Origin of the sequence: Corynebacterium sp. HMSC074A09 (assembly GCF_001811545.1) — a bacterium.
Taxonomy (GTDB): Bacteria; Actinomycetota; Actinomycetes; order Mycobacteriales; family Mycobacteriaceae; genus Corynebacterium; species Corynebacterium hiratae.
This window is the reverse complement of sequence record NZ_KV805155.1, coordinates 111702-125758: the sequence shown is the minus strand read 5'-3', so window position 1 is coordinate 125758 and position 14057 is coordinate 111702. Positions and strand designations below refer to the sequence as shown.

The 14057-nt window shown below is 61.3% G+C and carries 14 protein-coding genes; 9 read left to right on the top strand and 5 right to left on the bottom strand.

Features of this window, described 5'->3' with window-relative positions; genetic code table 11:
* The first annotated feature begins 10 nt into the window (after window positions 1-10).
* Together HMPREF2807_RS09505 and HMPREF2807_RS09500 are read left to right on the top strand one after the other, a co-directional pair.
* On the top strand, window positions 11-769 hold the full coding sequence (locus HMPREF2807_RS09505; RefSeq protein WP_070512263.1) for an HpcH/HpaI aldolase family protein: 759 nt from the start codon (window positions 11-13) through the stop codon (window positions 767-769).
* Entirely contained in the window at window positions 762-1733 is a 972-nt protein-coding gene (locus HMPREF2807_RS09500; RefSeq protein ID WP_070512259.1) for a C-terminal binding protein, read from the top strand. The genes HMPREF2807_RS09505 and HMPREF2807_RS09500 overlap by 8 nt, the downstream gene beginning before the upstream one ends.
* Before the next feature lie 145 nt (window positions 1734-1878).
* Here the strand turns inward: HMPREF2807_RS09500 and HMPREF2807_RS09495 are convergent, their stop codons facing one another.
* Genes HMPREF2807_RS09495 through HMPREF2807_RS09485 form a run of 3 tightly spaced genes read right to left on the bottom strand, consistent with a single transcriptional unit; the run spans window position 1879 to window position 5034 of the window.
* Entirely contained in the window at window positions 1879-2601 is a 723-nt protein-coding gene (locus HMPREF2807_RS09495) for a sulfite exporter TauE/SafE family protein (protein ID WP_070512256.1), read from the bottom strand.
* Between the two features lie 24 nt (window positions 2602-2625).
* Window positions 2626-3336, bottom strand: a complete 711-nt coding sequence (locus HMPREF2807_RS09490) for a TIGR03089 family protein (RefSeq protein ID WP_070512253.1) — start codon at window positions 3334-3336, stop codon at window positions 2626-2628.
* Between the two features lie 45 nt (window positions 3337-3381).
* On the bottom strand, window positions 3382-5034 hold the full coding sequence (locus HMPREF2807_RS09485; protein ID WP_232751660.1) for an LCP family protein: 1653 nt from the start codon (window positions 5032-5034) through the stop codon (window positions 3382-3384).
* 89 nt (window positions 5035-5123) lie between these two features.
* Here HMPREF2807_RS09485 and HMPREF2807_RS09480 point away from each other — a divergent pair, with 89 nt between their 5' ends.
* The 3 genes from HMPREF2807_RS09480 to HMPREF2807_RS09470 all read left to right on the top strand — a co-directional run bounded on the left by HMPREF2807_RS09480 (window position 5124) and on the right by HMPREF2807_RS09470 (window position 7899).
* On the top strand, window positions 5124-5999 hold the full coding sequence (locus HMPREF2807_RS09480; RefSeq protein ID WP_369816151.1) for a glycosyltransferase family 2 protein: 876 nt from the start codon (window positions 5124-5126) through the stop codon (window positions 5997-5999).
* Between the two features lie 55 nt (window positions 6000-6054).
* Entirely contained in the window at window positions 6055-7149 is a 1095-nt protein-coding gene (locus tag HMPREF2807_RS09475; RefSeq protein WP_049156050.1) for a mannose-1-phosphate guanylyltransferase, read from the top strand.
* Window positions 7150-7650: 501 nt separating this feature from the next.
* Window positions 7651-7899, top strand: a complete 249-nt coding sequence (locus HMPREF2807_RS09470) for a WhiB family transcriptional regulator (RefSeq protein ID WP_005528147.1) — start codon at window positions 7651-7653, stop codon at window positions 7897-7899.
* Window positions 7900-7995: 96 nt separating this feature from the next.
* On the opposite strand, the gene HMPREF2807_RS09465 is transcribed toward HMPREF2807_RS09470, so the two are convergent.
* Window positions 7996-8466: a metallopeptidase family protein gene (locus tag HMPREF2807_RS09465; protein ID WP_070512251.1), complete on the bottom strand. Its 471-nt coding sequence runs from the start codon at window positions 8464-8466 to the stop codon at window positions 7996-7998.
* 93 nt (window positions 8467-8559) lie between these two features.
* On the opposite strand from HMPREF2807_RS09465, the gene HMPREF2807_RS09460 reads away from it, so the two are divergent.
* Together HMPREF2807_RS09460 and HMPREF2807_RS09455 are read left to right on the top strand one after the other, a co-directional pair.
* Window positions 8560-9003, top strand: coding sequence for a DUF3499 domain-containing protein (locus HMPREF2807_RS09460; RefSeq protein ID WP_080975101.1), 444 nt, complete (start codon window positions 8560-8562; stop codon window positions 9001-9003).
* A 48-nt stretch (window positions 9004-9051) separates the two neighbouring features.
* Window positions 9052-10419: a phosphomannomutase/phosphoglucomutase gene (locus HMPREF2807_RS09455; RefSeq protein WP_070512248.1), complete on the top strand. Its 1368-nt coding sequence runs from the start codon at window positions 9052-9054 to the stop codon at window positions 10417-10419.
* A gap of 130 nt (window positions 10420-10549) precedes the next feature.
* Here the strand turns inward: HMPREF2807_RS09455 and HMPREF2807_RS09450 are convergent, their stop codons facing one another.
* Window positions 10550-11902: an FAD-dependent oxidoreductase gene (locus HMPREF2807_RS09450; protein ID WP_070512245.1), complete on the bottom strand. Its 1353-nt coding sequence runs from the start codon at window positions 11900-11902 to the stop codon at window positions 10550-10552.
* Between the two features lie 230 nt (window positions 11903-12132).
* On the opposite strand from HMPREF2807_RS09450, the gene HMPREF2807_RS09445 reads away from it, so the two are divergent.
* Together HMPREF2807_RS09445 and HMPREF2807_RS09440 are read left to right on the top strand one after the other, a co-directional pair.
* Window positions 12133-13803 (top strand): nitrite/sulfite reductase, encoded by a 1671-nt coding sequence (locus HMPREF2807_RS09445; RefSeq protein ID WP_070512244.1) that lies wholly within the window; start codon window positions 12133-12135, stop codon window positions 13801-13803.
* Complete coding sequence (locus tag HMPREF2807_RS09440) at window positions 13800-14054, top strand: hypothetical protein (protein WP_049156060.1); 255 nt, start codon at window positions 13800-13802, stop codon at window positions 14052-14054. Before HMPREF2807_RS09445 ends, HMPREF2807_RS09440 begins: the two co-directional genes overlap by 4 nt.
* The last annotated feature ends 3 nt before the right edge of the window (window positions 14055-14057 follow it).

Below are 14057 nucleotides of genomic sequence, written 5' to 3'. Positions count from 1 at the left end.
GTTGTACACAATGACTAACCATCGCGAAAATCTCGCAAACGGCGCAATCTACCACGGCCAGTGGCTGATGACTACCAGCACCGACCTCGCTAGGGCTTCGTCTGCCATTGGATTCGATTACGTCTGTATCGACATGCAGCATGGCTTCGCCCGTAATGAAGACATCCTCCGCCTCAGCGACGCGATTCGCGCCGGCGGTGACTCTCTTGTGACGGCACGAGTCGCTGACAACCGATTCACTGAAATTGGAATGCTCGCCGATGCTGGGATCGAAGCCATTATCGTTCCTCTCGTCTCCAACAAGGAACAGGCGAAGGCAGCTGCAGACGCTCTCCGTTATCCGGATCACGGAGGAAACCGTTCCTTCGGCCCTACCGCTCCGATTGTCAAAGGTGACCCCGTGAACACCTCTGATATCAAGCCTCCCCTTCTTTTCGTCATGATTGAGAACGCTGAAGGATTTTCCAACGCAGAAGAAATCTGTGGTGTCGAAGGAGTCGACGGAATTTACATTGGCCCATCGGACCTAGCGCTAGCTGTCGGCTCGACTCCGGGACCGGAAGAGCAAGTTACAACTGATGCTATCGCCAAAGTCCTCGGAATCATCCAGGACGCTGGTAAAATTCCTGGAATCCATTGCAGCCACGGTACTGAAGCTAACAAACGCCGAGAGCAAGGGTTCCGTTTCATCACCACGTCCAGTGATATCGCAGCAGCACGAGCCGGTTTCATTAACGACTTGAAGAACGGACGTGGCACCAATGACTAACAAGCGTGTAGTAATCACCGATCATGAATTTCCCAACCTAGCTGACGAAGAGCGAATTGCTGCTGAAAACGGCGCAACGCTTGAGGTACATAGCGACGTTCTCCAAGAAGACGAAGTTATCGCAGCTACCAAGGGTGCTGATGTCGTAATCCTCGCTTATGCCCAAATCACCCGTAAGGTACTCGAAAGTCTTGCCCCCGGTGCGACCGTGATTCGATATGGAATGGGCTACGAGACAATCGATATGCAAGCAGCAACCGAACTTGGGGTCCGAGTCTGCAACGTTCCAGATTACGGTGCTGACACAGTCGCAGACCACACTGTAATGCTTGCCTTGGCAGCGGTCAGAAAGGTTTTGACCTACCACTCGAATATTGTTCGTGCGAATGACGGGTGGATTGCTGCTCCAGAAGTTGGGCGGATTCCGGCAGTCTCGGATCTTACTTATGCCACTGTCGGGACTGGACAAATTGGTCTCAAAGTTGCAAAGCGCATGCAAGCTTTTGGAGCGACCACCATTGCCTACGATCCTTTTGTTGACAAAGATCTGTTGTCAAAGGAAAACGTTGAGGTTGTCGAACTAGATGAACTGCTTTCGCGAGCAGATGTTGTTTCAATCCACGCCCCGCTTACTGACAGCACGTATCACATCATTGGTGACGCTGAGATTGGCAAGCTGTCGAACGAAGCAATCATCGTGAACACCGCCCGCGGTGCGCTTCTTGACACTGAGGCGGCAGCACGCGCAGTGTCCGAAGGCCGCTTAGGAGGCCTAGCACTCGACGTCATGGAAAGTGAGCCCCTCGAGGAAGGCCACCCGCTTCGGACCGCTCCGAACACTATCCTCACCCCTCATGCCGCTTATTACTCCGAACGGTCTTTGGCCAATCTTCAGTTGTTCGCAGCTGAGGAAATGGGGCGCGCCTTGAGTGAGCAGCCTCTCCGATGCCAGCTCAACCGCTAACCAAACTGGAGTAACGGACAAAAGCTCGCCTCGAGCCCACGCTAGGGCTTGAGGCGAGTTCTTTGTTTTGTTAGCTAGGGCTGTTGGGAGGGGTGAGCTGCGGTCCTAGCAGTCGAGCAAGAAAACTCACGGCATGTTGCGGATACTAGGCAGCAACCAGCCCCTCAACAATGAGCGCCACAGCCGCGCTGATAGCCACCACAAGGACAATGCGGTTGAGCACCTTGGCGTTGATGAAACGGTTGAGGTAGCCGGCGGCGATGAGGCCCACGATGGCTACCGGCAGGTAGGCCGCGGCGGCGGTGAGCTGCAGGCTGGTGATTTGCCCGCTCAAGCCCAAGATTGCCAGCGAGATGGTGCAACCGATGATGAAGGTCCCCGACAGGGTGCCGCGCACACGGGCGGGGTCGTAGCCCTTGAGCACCAACGCCATGGGCGGGCCACCAATGGAGGTGGATGTGCCCAGAAACCCGGAAGCAGCGCCCGCGACTGCAATGTTGGCGGTGGTGCGCTTGGGAGACCAGCCGAGGCTGGACAAGGTCATGGCAAAGATGACGGCGCAGCCGATGAAAAGGGAGAGCCCGCGGTGGGAGAGGGAAGCAATCGCCCACGCACCCGCGAGTGAGCCGGGTATTCGCGCGATGGAGGAAATAGCCACGATGTCCCAGGACACCGCCGAGCGTGCTTTGAGCATCGTGGTAGTTGAGATGACGAAGGCCAGCAGGAGGATGAGCGTGGGAACCAGCTCCGGCTTAATCAGCGCCAAGATGGGGGTGGCGATGGTGCCCAGCCCAAAGCCGATGGTTCCCTGGCAGATAGTGCCCACGAGGATGAGCACGCCGATGAAGATATAAAGCCAGCTGAACATTGCTCTACTATCTCATGACGGCGTTTAGGAGCGGACGGTGACCTTCTCGTTGTCTGCGATGTCCTCCAAGCGGTCGGCCGAGCACAAGCCCGCCACGATGACGGCGGAGCCGCCCGCAGCCAGTGGTTCGAGGACGGCCCGCTGGAAGGAAGCGCTGTCCGTCCAGCCCTGCGAAAGCACGCGTTCAGCGCCCAACTCCGTGGGGAAAAGCTCTGGTAGCGGGGTAGTGGTGCCGTAGAAGTGATCGCCGTAGAAGCGCACGGTGGGGCCGAAGTCGATGGTGCCCAGCGGCAGCTCGCCGCCGCTTTCGACAACGCCGCGGCCAAAAGGATCCTGCGTGACCAGAACCGTGTCGACCAGTGGGGCCGATGCAGAGCCGGAGCCCGCGTCCGCCGCAGCCTTGAGGTAGGCCTCCGGAGAGGTGAACACCACGGCGATATCGTCGGCGTGCGGCTGCGAGGCAGCCGCACCGTCGGTTATGTCGAAGGGGATTCCGGCGGCGAGTGCGCCGAGAGCGATGACGGCGGCCTGCCACGACACAGGAAGGTCGATGAGTATGCGGGAATCGGTTCCAGGCTCAAGGTCGAGCTCTTCCAGCAGCATGTTGGCAATCTTGGAGGTCCAGTTCTCCAGCGTTTGCGCCGAGAAGTCCATGCGGGTGCCGTCAGCTTCGTTGTAGACGCTGAGGCGGGGAGCGGAGGCATCGGCGGACAAGAGATGCTGAAGGAGTTCCATGTCCGCCCATCGTAGGTGGCGGGCGCCAAGCCCGCCACGGTGTCTTTAGTTCACGCAGCGCGGGCCATCGCCGCCCGCGTCGATCTCAGGCGAAACCTCCGCGGTACCAAAGTCATCGCCCGGGGTGCCGACCTGCTGGGTGTCGCCGCCTTGGTCGGGCTCCGCAGCAGCCTCTTCTTCCTGCGCGGAGTCATCCTTCGGGCCGGAGTAGTCATCCGTAGCCACCACGATGAAGGTGTCCGGCTCGAGCTCTTCGTTAGCCGTGACTGGCAGGCCGCCGAGCTGCTCAGCCAAGGCGTGGGCGCGCTCGTCGTTGGCATCTGCGGCAACAATCTGCGATTCGGTGTATAGACCCGACTGCGCGTTGGCCGTACGTTCCACGGTATAGCCCACGTTCTTCAACCACGCGCCGATTCCGCCGGCCATTCCGTCGACGTTGCCGGCGTTGAGGACGTGCAGGTTGAGGTTCTCAGCCACGGGCTTCTCGCCTTCCTCGGCGGCCTTGTCGGTGGCGGCGTCCTCGGACTTTTCGTCCTCCTCGGCCTTCTCCTGAGACTTGGCCAGATCCTCCATGAAGCGGTGGACCTCTGCGGTATCGATGGTCACCACCGATTCGCCATAGTCGCCCACGCCGGTAATTGAGGTCACCGGGATCGTCGTAAAGGTCACGTTGCCGCCGGCCAGCCCGGCCAGCTGGGTGACAAAACCCATGATGTCCCAACCATCGTCGATGACTACGGAGCGCTCCACGGCATCAGCAATCTTGTTGAGCTTGCCCGGAGAGGTCAGGGTTCCCGAATCCAGAACCTTCGACGTCAGCGATGCCATGTAGGCCTGCTGGCGCACGATGCGGTCAAGGTCACCGCGCGGTAGCTCATAGCGCTGGCGCACGAAGGACAGGCCCTCGGAGCCCTGCAAGGTTTGGCGCCCAGCCGGGAATTTAGCGCCCGACATCGGATCATCGACGGCGTCGTTGAGGCAGACGTCGACGCCCCCGACGGCGTCGGTAAGCAGCACGAAGCCCAAGAGACCCACCTCAGCGTAGTGGTCGACGTTGACATCAGTGAGCTTGTGCACCATCGAAATGAGACCAGCGCGGCCAGCCTCCGTGCTCTCCTTCTCCATCTCTTTCTCGGTGTGGGGAGGGGTGTTTCCTGCGGCTTCAGCCTCCGCGTTTTCCTGCTGCAACTCCTCCATCTTGTCTGCTTTGTGCAGCGCAAAGACGGCGTTTATTTTCGTGTTTCCGAAGTCCTCGTCGTGGACATAGGTATCGCGCGGAATGGATACTGCCGTGGCGCGCGAGCCATCATTGGGGATGCGGATCACCATGATGGTGTCGGTGTTTTCCTCGCCCTCATCCACACCGGCATGCAGGTCCGCCAGCTCCTGCTCGGAAAGCGGATTCCCCTTGGCATCGGTGCGCGAGTCCTTGCCCACGAGCAAGATATCGACCGCGCCATCGAGGCCGTTGTCCTTAAAACCGCCCTGATTGCCGAGTGCCAGATTGGAGGCGGAGGAGATGTCATTTCCCAGCTTGCCCACGGTGAAGTAACCCACGCCGGAGAGCACGAGGACCACTGCGGACAGGAAGGCGACGACGGCCTTGAGTGGCGTCGATCCTCGTTGGGCGGTGGGCGCGGACTGCGAGGGCGCGGCCTGAATGTGGCGGGCGGCGCGCGGGGAATTCGGGGAAGTCACGGGACTAGTTTAAGTGAGCACGCTGCAAAACCGTGAAGCAGTGTCGCGGGCGCGTGCGCACGCCGGCGTTGGGTACTCTCAAGAGCATCGTGAAGAATTTACAGAAACCCCTGGCCGTGGTCACGGTGACCTTTTCGCCTGGCCGCTACCTCAGCGACTTCCTGGAGTCGCTGCGCTTGGCGACGTCCCTTCCTACCCTCACCGTTCTCGCCGACAATGGCTCAACCGATGGGGTGCCGGAAGCCGCCGCGCGGGAGCATGATGACGTGGAATTCCTCGATACTGGAGGAAACATCGGCTACGGCGCTGGAATGAATGCCGGCGCACGCTTCGCCCGTGCGCACGGCGTCGATGACGAGTTCTTCCTCATCGCCAACCCGGATGTGACCTTCAGTGAGGGTTCCCTCGATGAGCTGATTGCGTGCGCGCGCCGCCACCCGGATGCCGCGGCGGTAGGCCCGCGCATCGTGGAGCCGGATGGTAGCAACTACCCCTCGGCGCGCGCCGTACCGACGCTGCTCACGGGTATCGGCCACGCGCTGTTCGGAACTATTTGGCCGTCCAATCCGTGGTCGCGCGCCTATCGCGATGACGCCGATATGAACAGCGAGCGCCCGGCAGGTTGGCTGTCTGGATCCTGCCTTCTGGTGCGGTGGGAGGCCTTCGAGCAGATTGGTGGCTTTGATGAGCGCTACTTCATGTATTTGGAGGACGTGGACTTAGGGGACCGCTTCACTCGCGCCGGCTGGCGCAACATCCTGTGCCCGACGGCGGTGATTACCCACGCTAAGGGTCACTCGACGAAAGCGCATCGTGGCGCGATGCTGCGCGCCCACCACGATTCGGCTTACCGCTTCCAGGCGGATAGGCACCCGCACTGGTACCAGGCGCCGCTGCGCGCGGCCTTGTGGTTGGGGCTGCGGGTGCGCGGGCTGATTTTAAGCGCGTGCCGCGACGGCTCCTGAGTCAGGCGCGCCTATACACTAACGGTGACTTATCTGAAAGAGATTAAGGAACGATATGACTGAATCAGCGCCCCAGTGGGGATCGACGGCCGATGCCGTCATTCTGGTGGGAGGTCGCGGCACCCGCCTGCGCCCGCTGACGATTGGCACGCCGAAGCCGATGTTGCCCACGGCCAACTACCCATTCCTCCAGCACCTGCTCGCCCGTATCAAGGAAGCCGGGATTGAGCACGTGGTGCTCTCCACTTCTTATAAGGCGGAGGTCTTTGAGGAGTACTTCGGGGATGGCTCCGATCTGGGCCTGGAAATTGAGTACGTGGTGGAGGAGACCGCGCTGGGTACCGGCGGCGGTATCCGCAACGTCTATGACAAGCTGCGCCAGGACACGGTCATGGTGTTCAACGGCGACGTTTTGTCCGGCATGGATCTCAACGGCATCCTTGATACGCATCATTCCAAGGACGCCGACGTGACGATGCACCTGCTCAACGTCGCTGATCCCCGTGCCTTTGGCTGCGTTCCTACCGATTCCGAGGGCCGAGTAACGGCCTTCTTGGAAAAGACCGAGGATCCGCCGACGAACCAGATCAACGCCGGTTGCTACGTGTTCAAGAAGGATGTCATCGAGACGATTCCGGCTGGCCGCGTGGTCTCCGTGGAGCGCGAGACCTTCCCGCAGCTGCTGGAGTCCGGCCGCCTGGTGGTAGGCCACGTGGATAACTCCTACTGGCGCGATATGGGCCGCCCGGATGATTTCGTCCGCGGCTCCTCCGACTTGGTGCGCGGTATCGCGCATTCGCCGCTGTTGGTGGGGCGCACGGGTGAGTCTGTCGTGGATGAGTCTGCGGGTATCGCCGGTGGCGTACTGCTGCTGTCCGGCACGGCCGTGGGCCGCGGTTCCGTGATTGGGGCGGGCTGCCGCTTGGACGGCACAGTGGTCTTCGATGGCGTCACTATCGAGCCGGGCGCCATCATTAACAACTCCATCATTGCCTCGGGCGCGCACATTGGTGCCAACGCGCACATCGACAACTGCGTCATCGGCGAAGGTGCCACCATCGGCGCGCGTTGCGAGCTGCAGGGCGGCATGCGCGTCTTCCCAGGTGTGAGCATTCCGGACGCCGGCGTGCGTTTTAGCTCGGATGCCTAAACACCTCAGCTAGCTGGGGCAAAGCCTGGGGATAGGCACAGGTCTTGGCGCTGGGAAGTTATCTTCCCGGCGCCTCTTTTCATGCCGTGACGCATGGTTTTTATGGTGCGAATGAGATCCATGTGTTTTGCCCGACTGGGTGGCGACACGCCGAAGAAACCTTGGAATTGTTCACAGGGTCGGGGGTGGCCACTACATGTAGTACCCCCGATGATCACCCCTTAACTAGGAGATCTGTGACTGATGTGAAAGTTGGGGATGCTGTACAGCGTTTTCGCTGGAGCCCAACAAAAATCTTCCGCGACAGGTTGACGATATTTAGTGATCCGGTGTGAAATGACATCAGTGTAATCAACGGCACGGCGGGCGCGGCACCGAGAAATTGTTTCGGTGTAGGGTCGGTGCCACTGAATCAAGAGAGAAACGACCTCGGAGAAAGGAAGCGGCGTGGACAATACAACGAATAACAGCGCTATTCTCCGTGGCGGTGCTGCTGCAGAGATGTCGCTCGATGAACTCTTTGGTGCCGTCGAGCAGGAGTGGCAAGACCAGGCGCTGTGCGCCCAGACGGACCCGGAAGCTTTCTTCCCAGAAAAGGGAGGATCGACGCGCGAGGCTAAGCGCATTTGCCAGGCCTGTGCAGTGCGGGATGAATGCCTCGAATATGCTTTGGAGCACGATGAGCGCTTTGGAATTTGGGGCGGCTTGTCAGACCGTGAGCGCCGCCGATTAAAGCGTGAGATCGGTTAAGCGCAGCGGATCTAGTAGTGCAGCGTCATCGCTCCCCCTATCGTTTGGGCCCTCAGTCCCAGCGGTGAGGGGGAGCGATGGGTTTTCAGGAGTGGTTTACCAGGTAAAGCGCGGATCGATGTCTCCGGGATCGACGTTCAGGTAATTGGCCACTAGTGCGGTAAGCACGGTCGATAGCAGTTCCTCGCGCTCCTGTGCCGACTGCACGCGCTCCTCAATGGGCATGCGGAAAATAACCAGGCGGGCGCGCGTAGGCTGACCGGCGGAATCCACGCCCGCAGGCACGATGCGCCCTAGTGGAACGGGGCCGTCGGCGATGATCTCATCCGGCATGACTGTCATGTCTACCGACAGGCGCATCCGGGGCACGGTATCAACGGCAAGGTCGAGCCCGGTGAGCTGTTCAGCAAAAGCGTTATGGATGGGGGCGTAGGCCTCGAGCACCGCCATATCGAAGCGCTCGGCGCTGCTGCGATAGCGCGGCGTGTTGTGTGGCAGCAGCGGCCCACGTGCACCGCGGCCGTGGCGGTGGCGGGCCGGGCGGATATGCGGGCGGGGCGTGCTCATGCGGCTTAGTTTAGGCCGGGCTGAAGGAGGGTTGTGGCGAGGCGCGCCGCGTTGGACTATCTAAATCTCAAGTTAGGGTTTAGACTTGGGCGCGTGACTAGCTCTCGCCATTGCTCCCGCCCCGGCTGCGGCCGTCCCGCCGTGGCGACGTTGACCTATGCCTACGCGCAGCAAACCGCCGTCGTGGGTCCGCTCTCCGAAGAAACCGATCCCCACGCTTGGGACCTGTGCGAAAAGCACAGCGCCCGCATCACCGCCCCGCAAGGTTGGGAGATGGTGCGTGTTGATCGCATCGAGCTTGATGAGGATGATGACCTCACAGCGCTCGCCGAAGCCGTCCGGGAGGCCGGGCGAGTGACCACTGGCTTGGTGGATGATTCCACAGCCGGCTCCGGTGCCGATCCCATTGACTACTCCGCTACCTTCGACGGCGCCGATCCGCGGAACTCGAATCACCCTGTGTTCCGTACACGCCGCGTCCACGACGCCCGCCAGCGCCGCCGCGCACACCTGACGGTGGTGCCGGACGCCGAGTAGCCCGTCGGACGCGGATCACCGCGTCCGACCGGGGTATGCTTGTGGGCTATGCGAACTCGTGAACAGCTCAATGCAGTGATCAAGGCCTATGACGTCCGTGGCGTCGTGGGCGAGGATATCGATGACGCCCTCGTGCGCGATACCGGCGCGGCCTTCGCCGCCATCCTCCGTGAAGAAGGGGAGACCACCGTGGCGGTAGGCCACGATATGCGACCGTCCTCCCCGCAGCTGGCCGCCGCTTTTGCGGAGGGCGCTGCCGCGCAGGGCCTCAATGTCATCCAGCTCGGCCTGACGTCGACCGATGAGCTGTATTTTGCTGCTGGCCACCTGAATTGTGCGGGCGCTATGTTCACCGCCTCCCACAACCCAGCTAAGTACAACGGCATCAAGCTGTGCCGCGCGGGTGCTGTTCCGGTGGGCCAGGAGACCGGCCTGGAGCAGATTAAGGACATGCTGATCGACGGCACCCCGGCCTTCGACGGCGAGCCAGGCACCGTGACTGAGCGCGAGGTGCTCGGCGATTATGCTGCCTTCCTGCGCGGCTTGGTGCCGCTGGAGAACTCCCGCCCACTGGTCGTGGCTGTCGACGCCGCAAACGGCATGGGTGGCCACACCGTCCCGGCGGTCTTTGAAGGCCTGCCTTTCGACGTGCGTGACCTCTACTTTGAGCTGGACGGCACCTTCCCCAACCACGAGGCCAACCCACTGGATCCGAAGAACCTAGTGGATCTGCAAAAGTTCACCGTTGAGCAGAAGGCGGATATTGGCCTGGCTTTCGACGGCGATGCCGATCGCTGCTTCGTGGTGGACGAGAAGGGCCAGCCGGTGCCGCCGTCCGCCATCTGTGCGCTGGTGGCGGAGCGCTACCTGGACAAGTTCCCCGGCGCCACCGTCATCCATAACCTGATTACGTCCAAGACCGTTCCGGAGCTCATCGCGGAGAAGGGCGGCAAGGCCGTGCGTACCCGCGTGGGCCATTCCTTCATCAAGGCCCAGATGGCCAAGGAGAAGGCGGTCTTTGGTGGCGAGCACTCCGCGCACTACTACTTCCAGGAGTTCTGGAATGCGGACTCCGGCATGCTCGCTGCCATGCACGTACTGGCTGCTCTGGGTGAGCAGGACAAGCCACTGAGCGAGCTCATGGCGCAGTACTCACGCTACGAGGCCTCGGGGGAGATCAACTCCACCGTGGATGACCAGAAGGCTACAACGCAGCGCGTGCTCGATGAGTTGGCGGACAAGATTGAGTCCGTCGACGAACTCGATGGCGTGACCGTACAGCTGAAGGGCACCGACGCGTGGTTCAACGTCCGCGCCTCCAACACTGAGCCGCTGCTGCGCCTCAACGTTGAGGCCAAGACCGCTGACGAGGTGCAGACCATCGTCGACGAGGTGCTCGCCATCATCCGCGCCTAGCGTGAAGGCACGTGCCTTCACACTAATTCCTTGAAGAAAAACTGCCCTATCTGACGATTTTTCCCGCGTTCATTGCGGCGGGAGCGATAACTTCGTCAGATAGGGCAGTTTTAATTTGGGTCGAGCCGGCTTAGTCGCGCGAGTGGTTGACCATCTCTTCCCACTCGACGAACTTCTTGCGCTCGCGGCCCTCGGCCTCACCCAGGGCGCGCTCGGCGGCGTCGAGCTTCTTCCAGCCCTCCCAGGTCAGGTGCTCAAGGCCCTTGGACTCGAAGAGCTCGACGATGTCCTCGTCACGGGTGTGGGAGAGGTTGCCTGCTTCGGCGTCGGCAAGCAGCATGCCGATGGTCTCCGTGGCATCGGACTTGGTGTTGCCGATAAGCCCCACCGGGCCGCGCTTGATCCAGCCGGTGGTGTACAGGCCCGGCACGACCTCACCGTCGAGGTCAATCACGTGGCCGCCGTCGTTGTTGATGACGTTCTTCTGCTTATTGAAGGGGACACCCTCAATGGCATCGGAGCGGTAGCCCACAGCCAGGTAGACGGCCTGAGCCGGCCACTCGGTGAACTTGCCGGTGCCGGAGACGGAACCATCGCCGTTGAGTGCGGTGCGCTCGGTCTTCACGGCAGTCACCTTGCCGTTTTCGCCGATGAACTCCACCGGCTGCTCGAAGAGGTGGATCTGCAGGGTGTGCGGGGCGTCCTTCGGCTCGCGGATGGCGTAGCCTTCCAGGGTCTGGCACACCAGGTCGCAGGACTTGGCCTCTTCGCGGGCCTTGAGGGAGGCTTCGTCGTAGTCGATATCCTCCGGGTCCACCACCACGTTGATGGTCGGGGAGTGGTCGAGCTCCTTGAGCTCCAGCGGGGTGAACTTGGCCTGAGCCGGGCCGCGGCGGCCGAAGACGCGGACGGTGGTGGCCTGGTTCTTGGCCAGGGACTCGTAGACGTTGTCGGGAATCTCGGTGGATTCCTTGAGTTCATCGCCGGTCTTGGCCAGGATGCGGGCGACGTCGAGGCCGACGTTGCCCACGCCGATTACCGCGACGTCCGTGGCGGAGAGATCCCAGGAGCGCTCGAAGCGTGGGTTGCCGTCGTAGAAGCCGACGAATTCGCCCGCACCGTGGATACCCTCGAGATCAGAGCCTGGGATCTGCATGCCCAAGTCGCCGACGGCGCCGGTGGCGAAGACGATGGCGTCGTAGTACTCCTCGAGTTCGGAGACGGTGACATCGCGGCCCACGTTGATGTTGGACAGAAGGCGAATCTGTTCGGTGTCGAGCACGCGGTGCAGGGAGTTGATGATTCCCTTAATGCGCGGGTGGTCCGGAGCCACGCCGTAGCGGATGAGCCCGAAGGGGGCGGGCATCTGCTCGATGAGATCGATCTGAACGTTGCCGCCGGTCTTCTTCACCAGGATGTCGGAGGCGTAGATGCCGGCTGGGCCGGCGCCGATGACGGCTACTTTCAGGGGCTGCTGGGTCATGATGGCCTTTCGGAATGTTGTGGTAACTAACGAAAGCTTAGTTTTAAAACAAGCGTGGGTTTCATTGAACCGGCTTGTCTGCTGTAGGGCAACTAGGCCTAATTACATTCGGAGAACATTGTGGCATAAACCCAGCGTGCTTTGCATATTCGGAAGAAAATAAAAAAGACCGCTTTGTCTGGTTTAGCTAGACCGGTAGGTTTTCACTAACCGACGAAAGGCAGCAGATTATGACCACCGCGACGAAGCGACCAGCCCGCGCAAAGAAGCCAGAAGGCCAGTGGAAGATTGATGGCACCGCGCCGCTGAACTCCGACGAGGAGATCAAGCAGGCCGACGATGCCCTGGCCGTGCGCCAGCGCGTTATCGATATCTATTCCAAGCAGGGATTTTCTTCCATCCCCGCCGAGGATCTCGCTCCCCGTTTCAAGTGGCTGGGCCTGTACACCCAGCGCAACCAGAACCTGGGCGGGGAGATGACCTCCAAGCTCAGCAATACCGAGCTGCAGGATGAGTACTTCATGATGCGCGTGCGCTTCGACGGAGGCCGCGCGGATCCCGCCAAACTGCGCGCGGTAGGAGAGATTTCGCGCGACTATGCGCGCTCCACCGCGGACTTTACGGACCGCCAGAACATCCAGCTGCACTGGATCCAGATTGAGGATGTCCCCGCCATTTGGGAGAAACTGCGCTCTGTTGGTTTGGATACCTTGCTGGGCTGCGGCGACGTCCCCCGTGTCATCCTGGGCTCACCGGTAGCGGGAGTGGCTGCTGACGAAATTATCGACGCCACCCCGGCCATCGAGGAGATCAAGAATGACTACCTCCCGCGCGAGGAGTTCCACAACCTCCCACGCAAGTTTAAGACCGCTATTTCTGGCAACTCCCGGCAGGACGTGACGCACGAAATCCAGGACATCGCTTTTGTTGGCACCGAGCACCCTGAGTACGGGCCGGGCTTCGACTGCTTCGTGGGCGGAGGCCTGTCCACCAACCCGATGCTCTCGCAATCCCTCGGGGCATGGATTCCGCTTGAGCGTGTTCCAGAAGTATGGGCCGGTGTGGCTCGCATCTTCCGTGACTATGGCTTCCGCCGAAACCGCAACCGCGCGCGCCTGAAATTCTTGGTGGCGCAGTGGGGCATTGAGAAGTTCCGCAGGGTCTTAGAAGAGGAGTATCTGGACGCGCCGCTTCTCGACGGCCTCCCGCTCCCCATCGCCCCTGGCAACCGCGACCACCTCGGCGTGCACCGCCAGCGGGACGGCAAGTTCTACGTGGGCGTCAAGCCCACCGTGGGGCATGCCACCGGTGAGCAGCTCATCGCCATCGCCGACGTGGCCGAGAAATTCGGAATCAACCGCATCCGCACGACTCCGATGAAGGAGCTTCTCTTCCTCGACGTGGAAGAAGAGGATATCCCTGCCCTGTCCCGCGCCTTGGATGAGACCGGCTTGTACTCAAAACCCTCGGAGTTCCGCCGCGGCGTCATCTCCTGCACCGGGCTGGAGTTTTGTAAGCTCGCGCACGTGACCACCAAGGCCCGCGCCATCGAGCTCGTCGACATCCTGGAAGATACCCTCGGCGATCTCGACGTCCCCCTGTCCGTCGCCCTCAACGGCTGCCCCAACGCCTGCGCACGCTCGCAGGTATCGGATATTGGCCTCAAGGGACAGATCGTGACCGATGCCGATGGCAACCGCGTCGAAGGCTTCCAGGTCCACCTGGGCGGTGCCCTCGGCCTATCCCCGGACTGGGGCCGCAAGTTGCGCGGACACAAGGTGGTGGCCGACGAAGTGCCCGACTACGTCATCCGCTTGGTCAATAAATATAAGGAGCAGCGCGAAGACGGCGAACAGTTCCGCCACTGGGTCCTGCGCGCGGACGAGGAGGACCTGCAGTGAATTTCCGCCGCCAGCCCAACCCCAACCGTAACCACCCAGCCTTTTGTCCCTACTGCGCCGGAACAAACCTGTTTCCCGATGAGGAAGATGATTTTGCCTGGAAGTGCGAAGAATGCCTCCGCATCTTTTCCGTACGCTTCCACGGCCAAGACGATGCCCCCGTAGCGCCTGCGCCGGCGGTCTCCTCCGCGGAGGCGCTGCAGCGCTCTCTCGCTCGCCGCGGCCACTCCACCGCGAAAGCTCACACTTAAGGA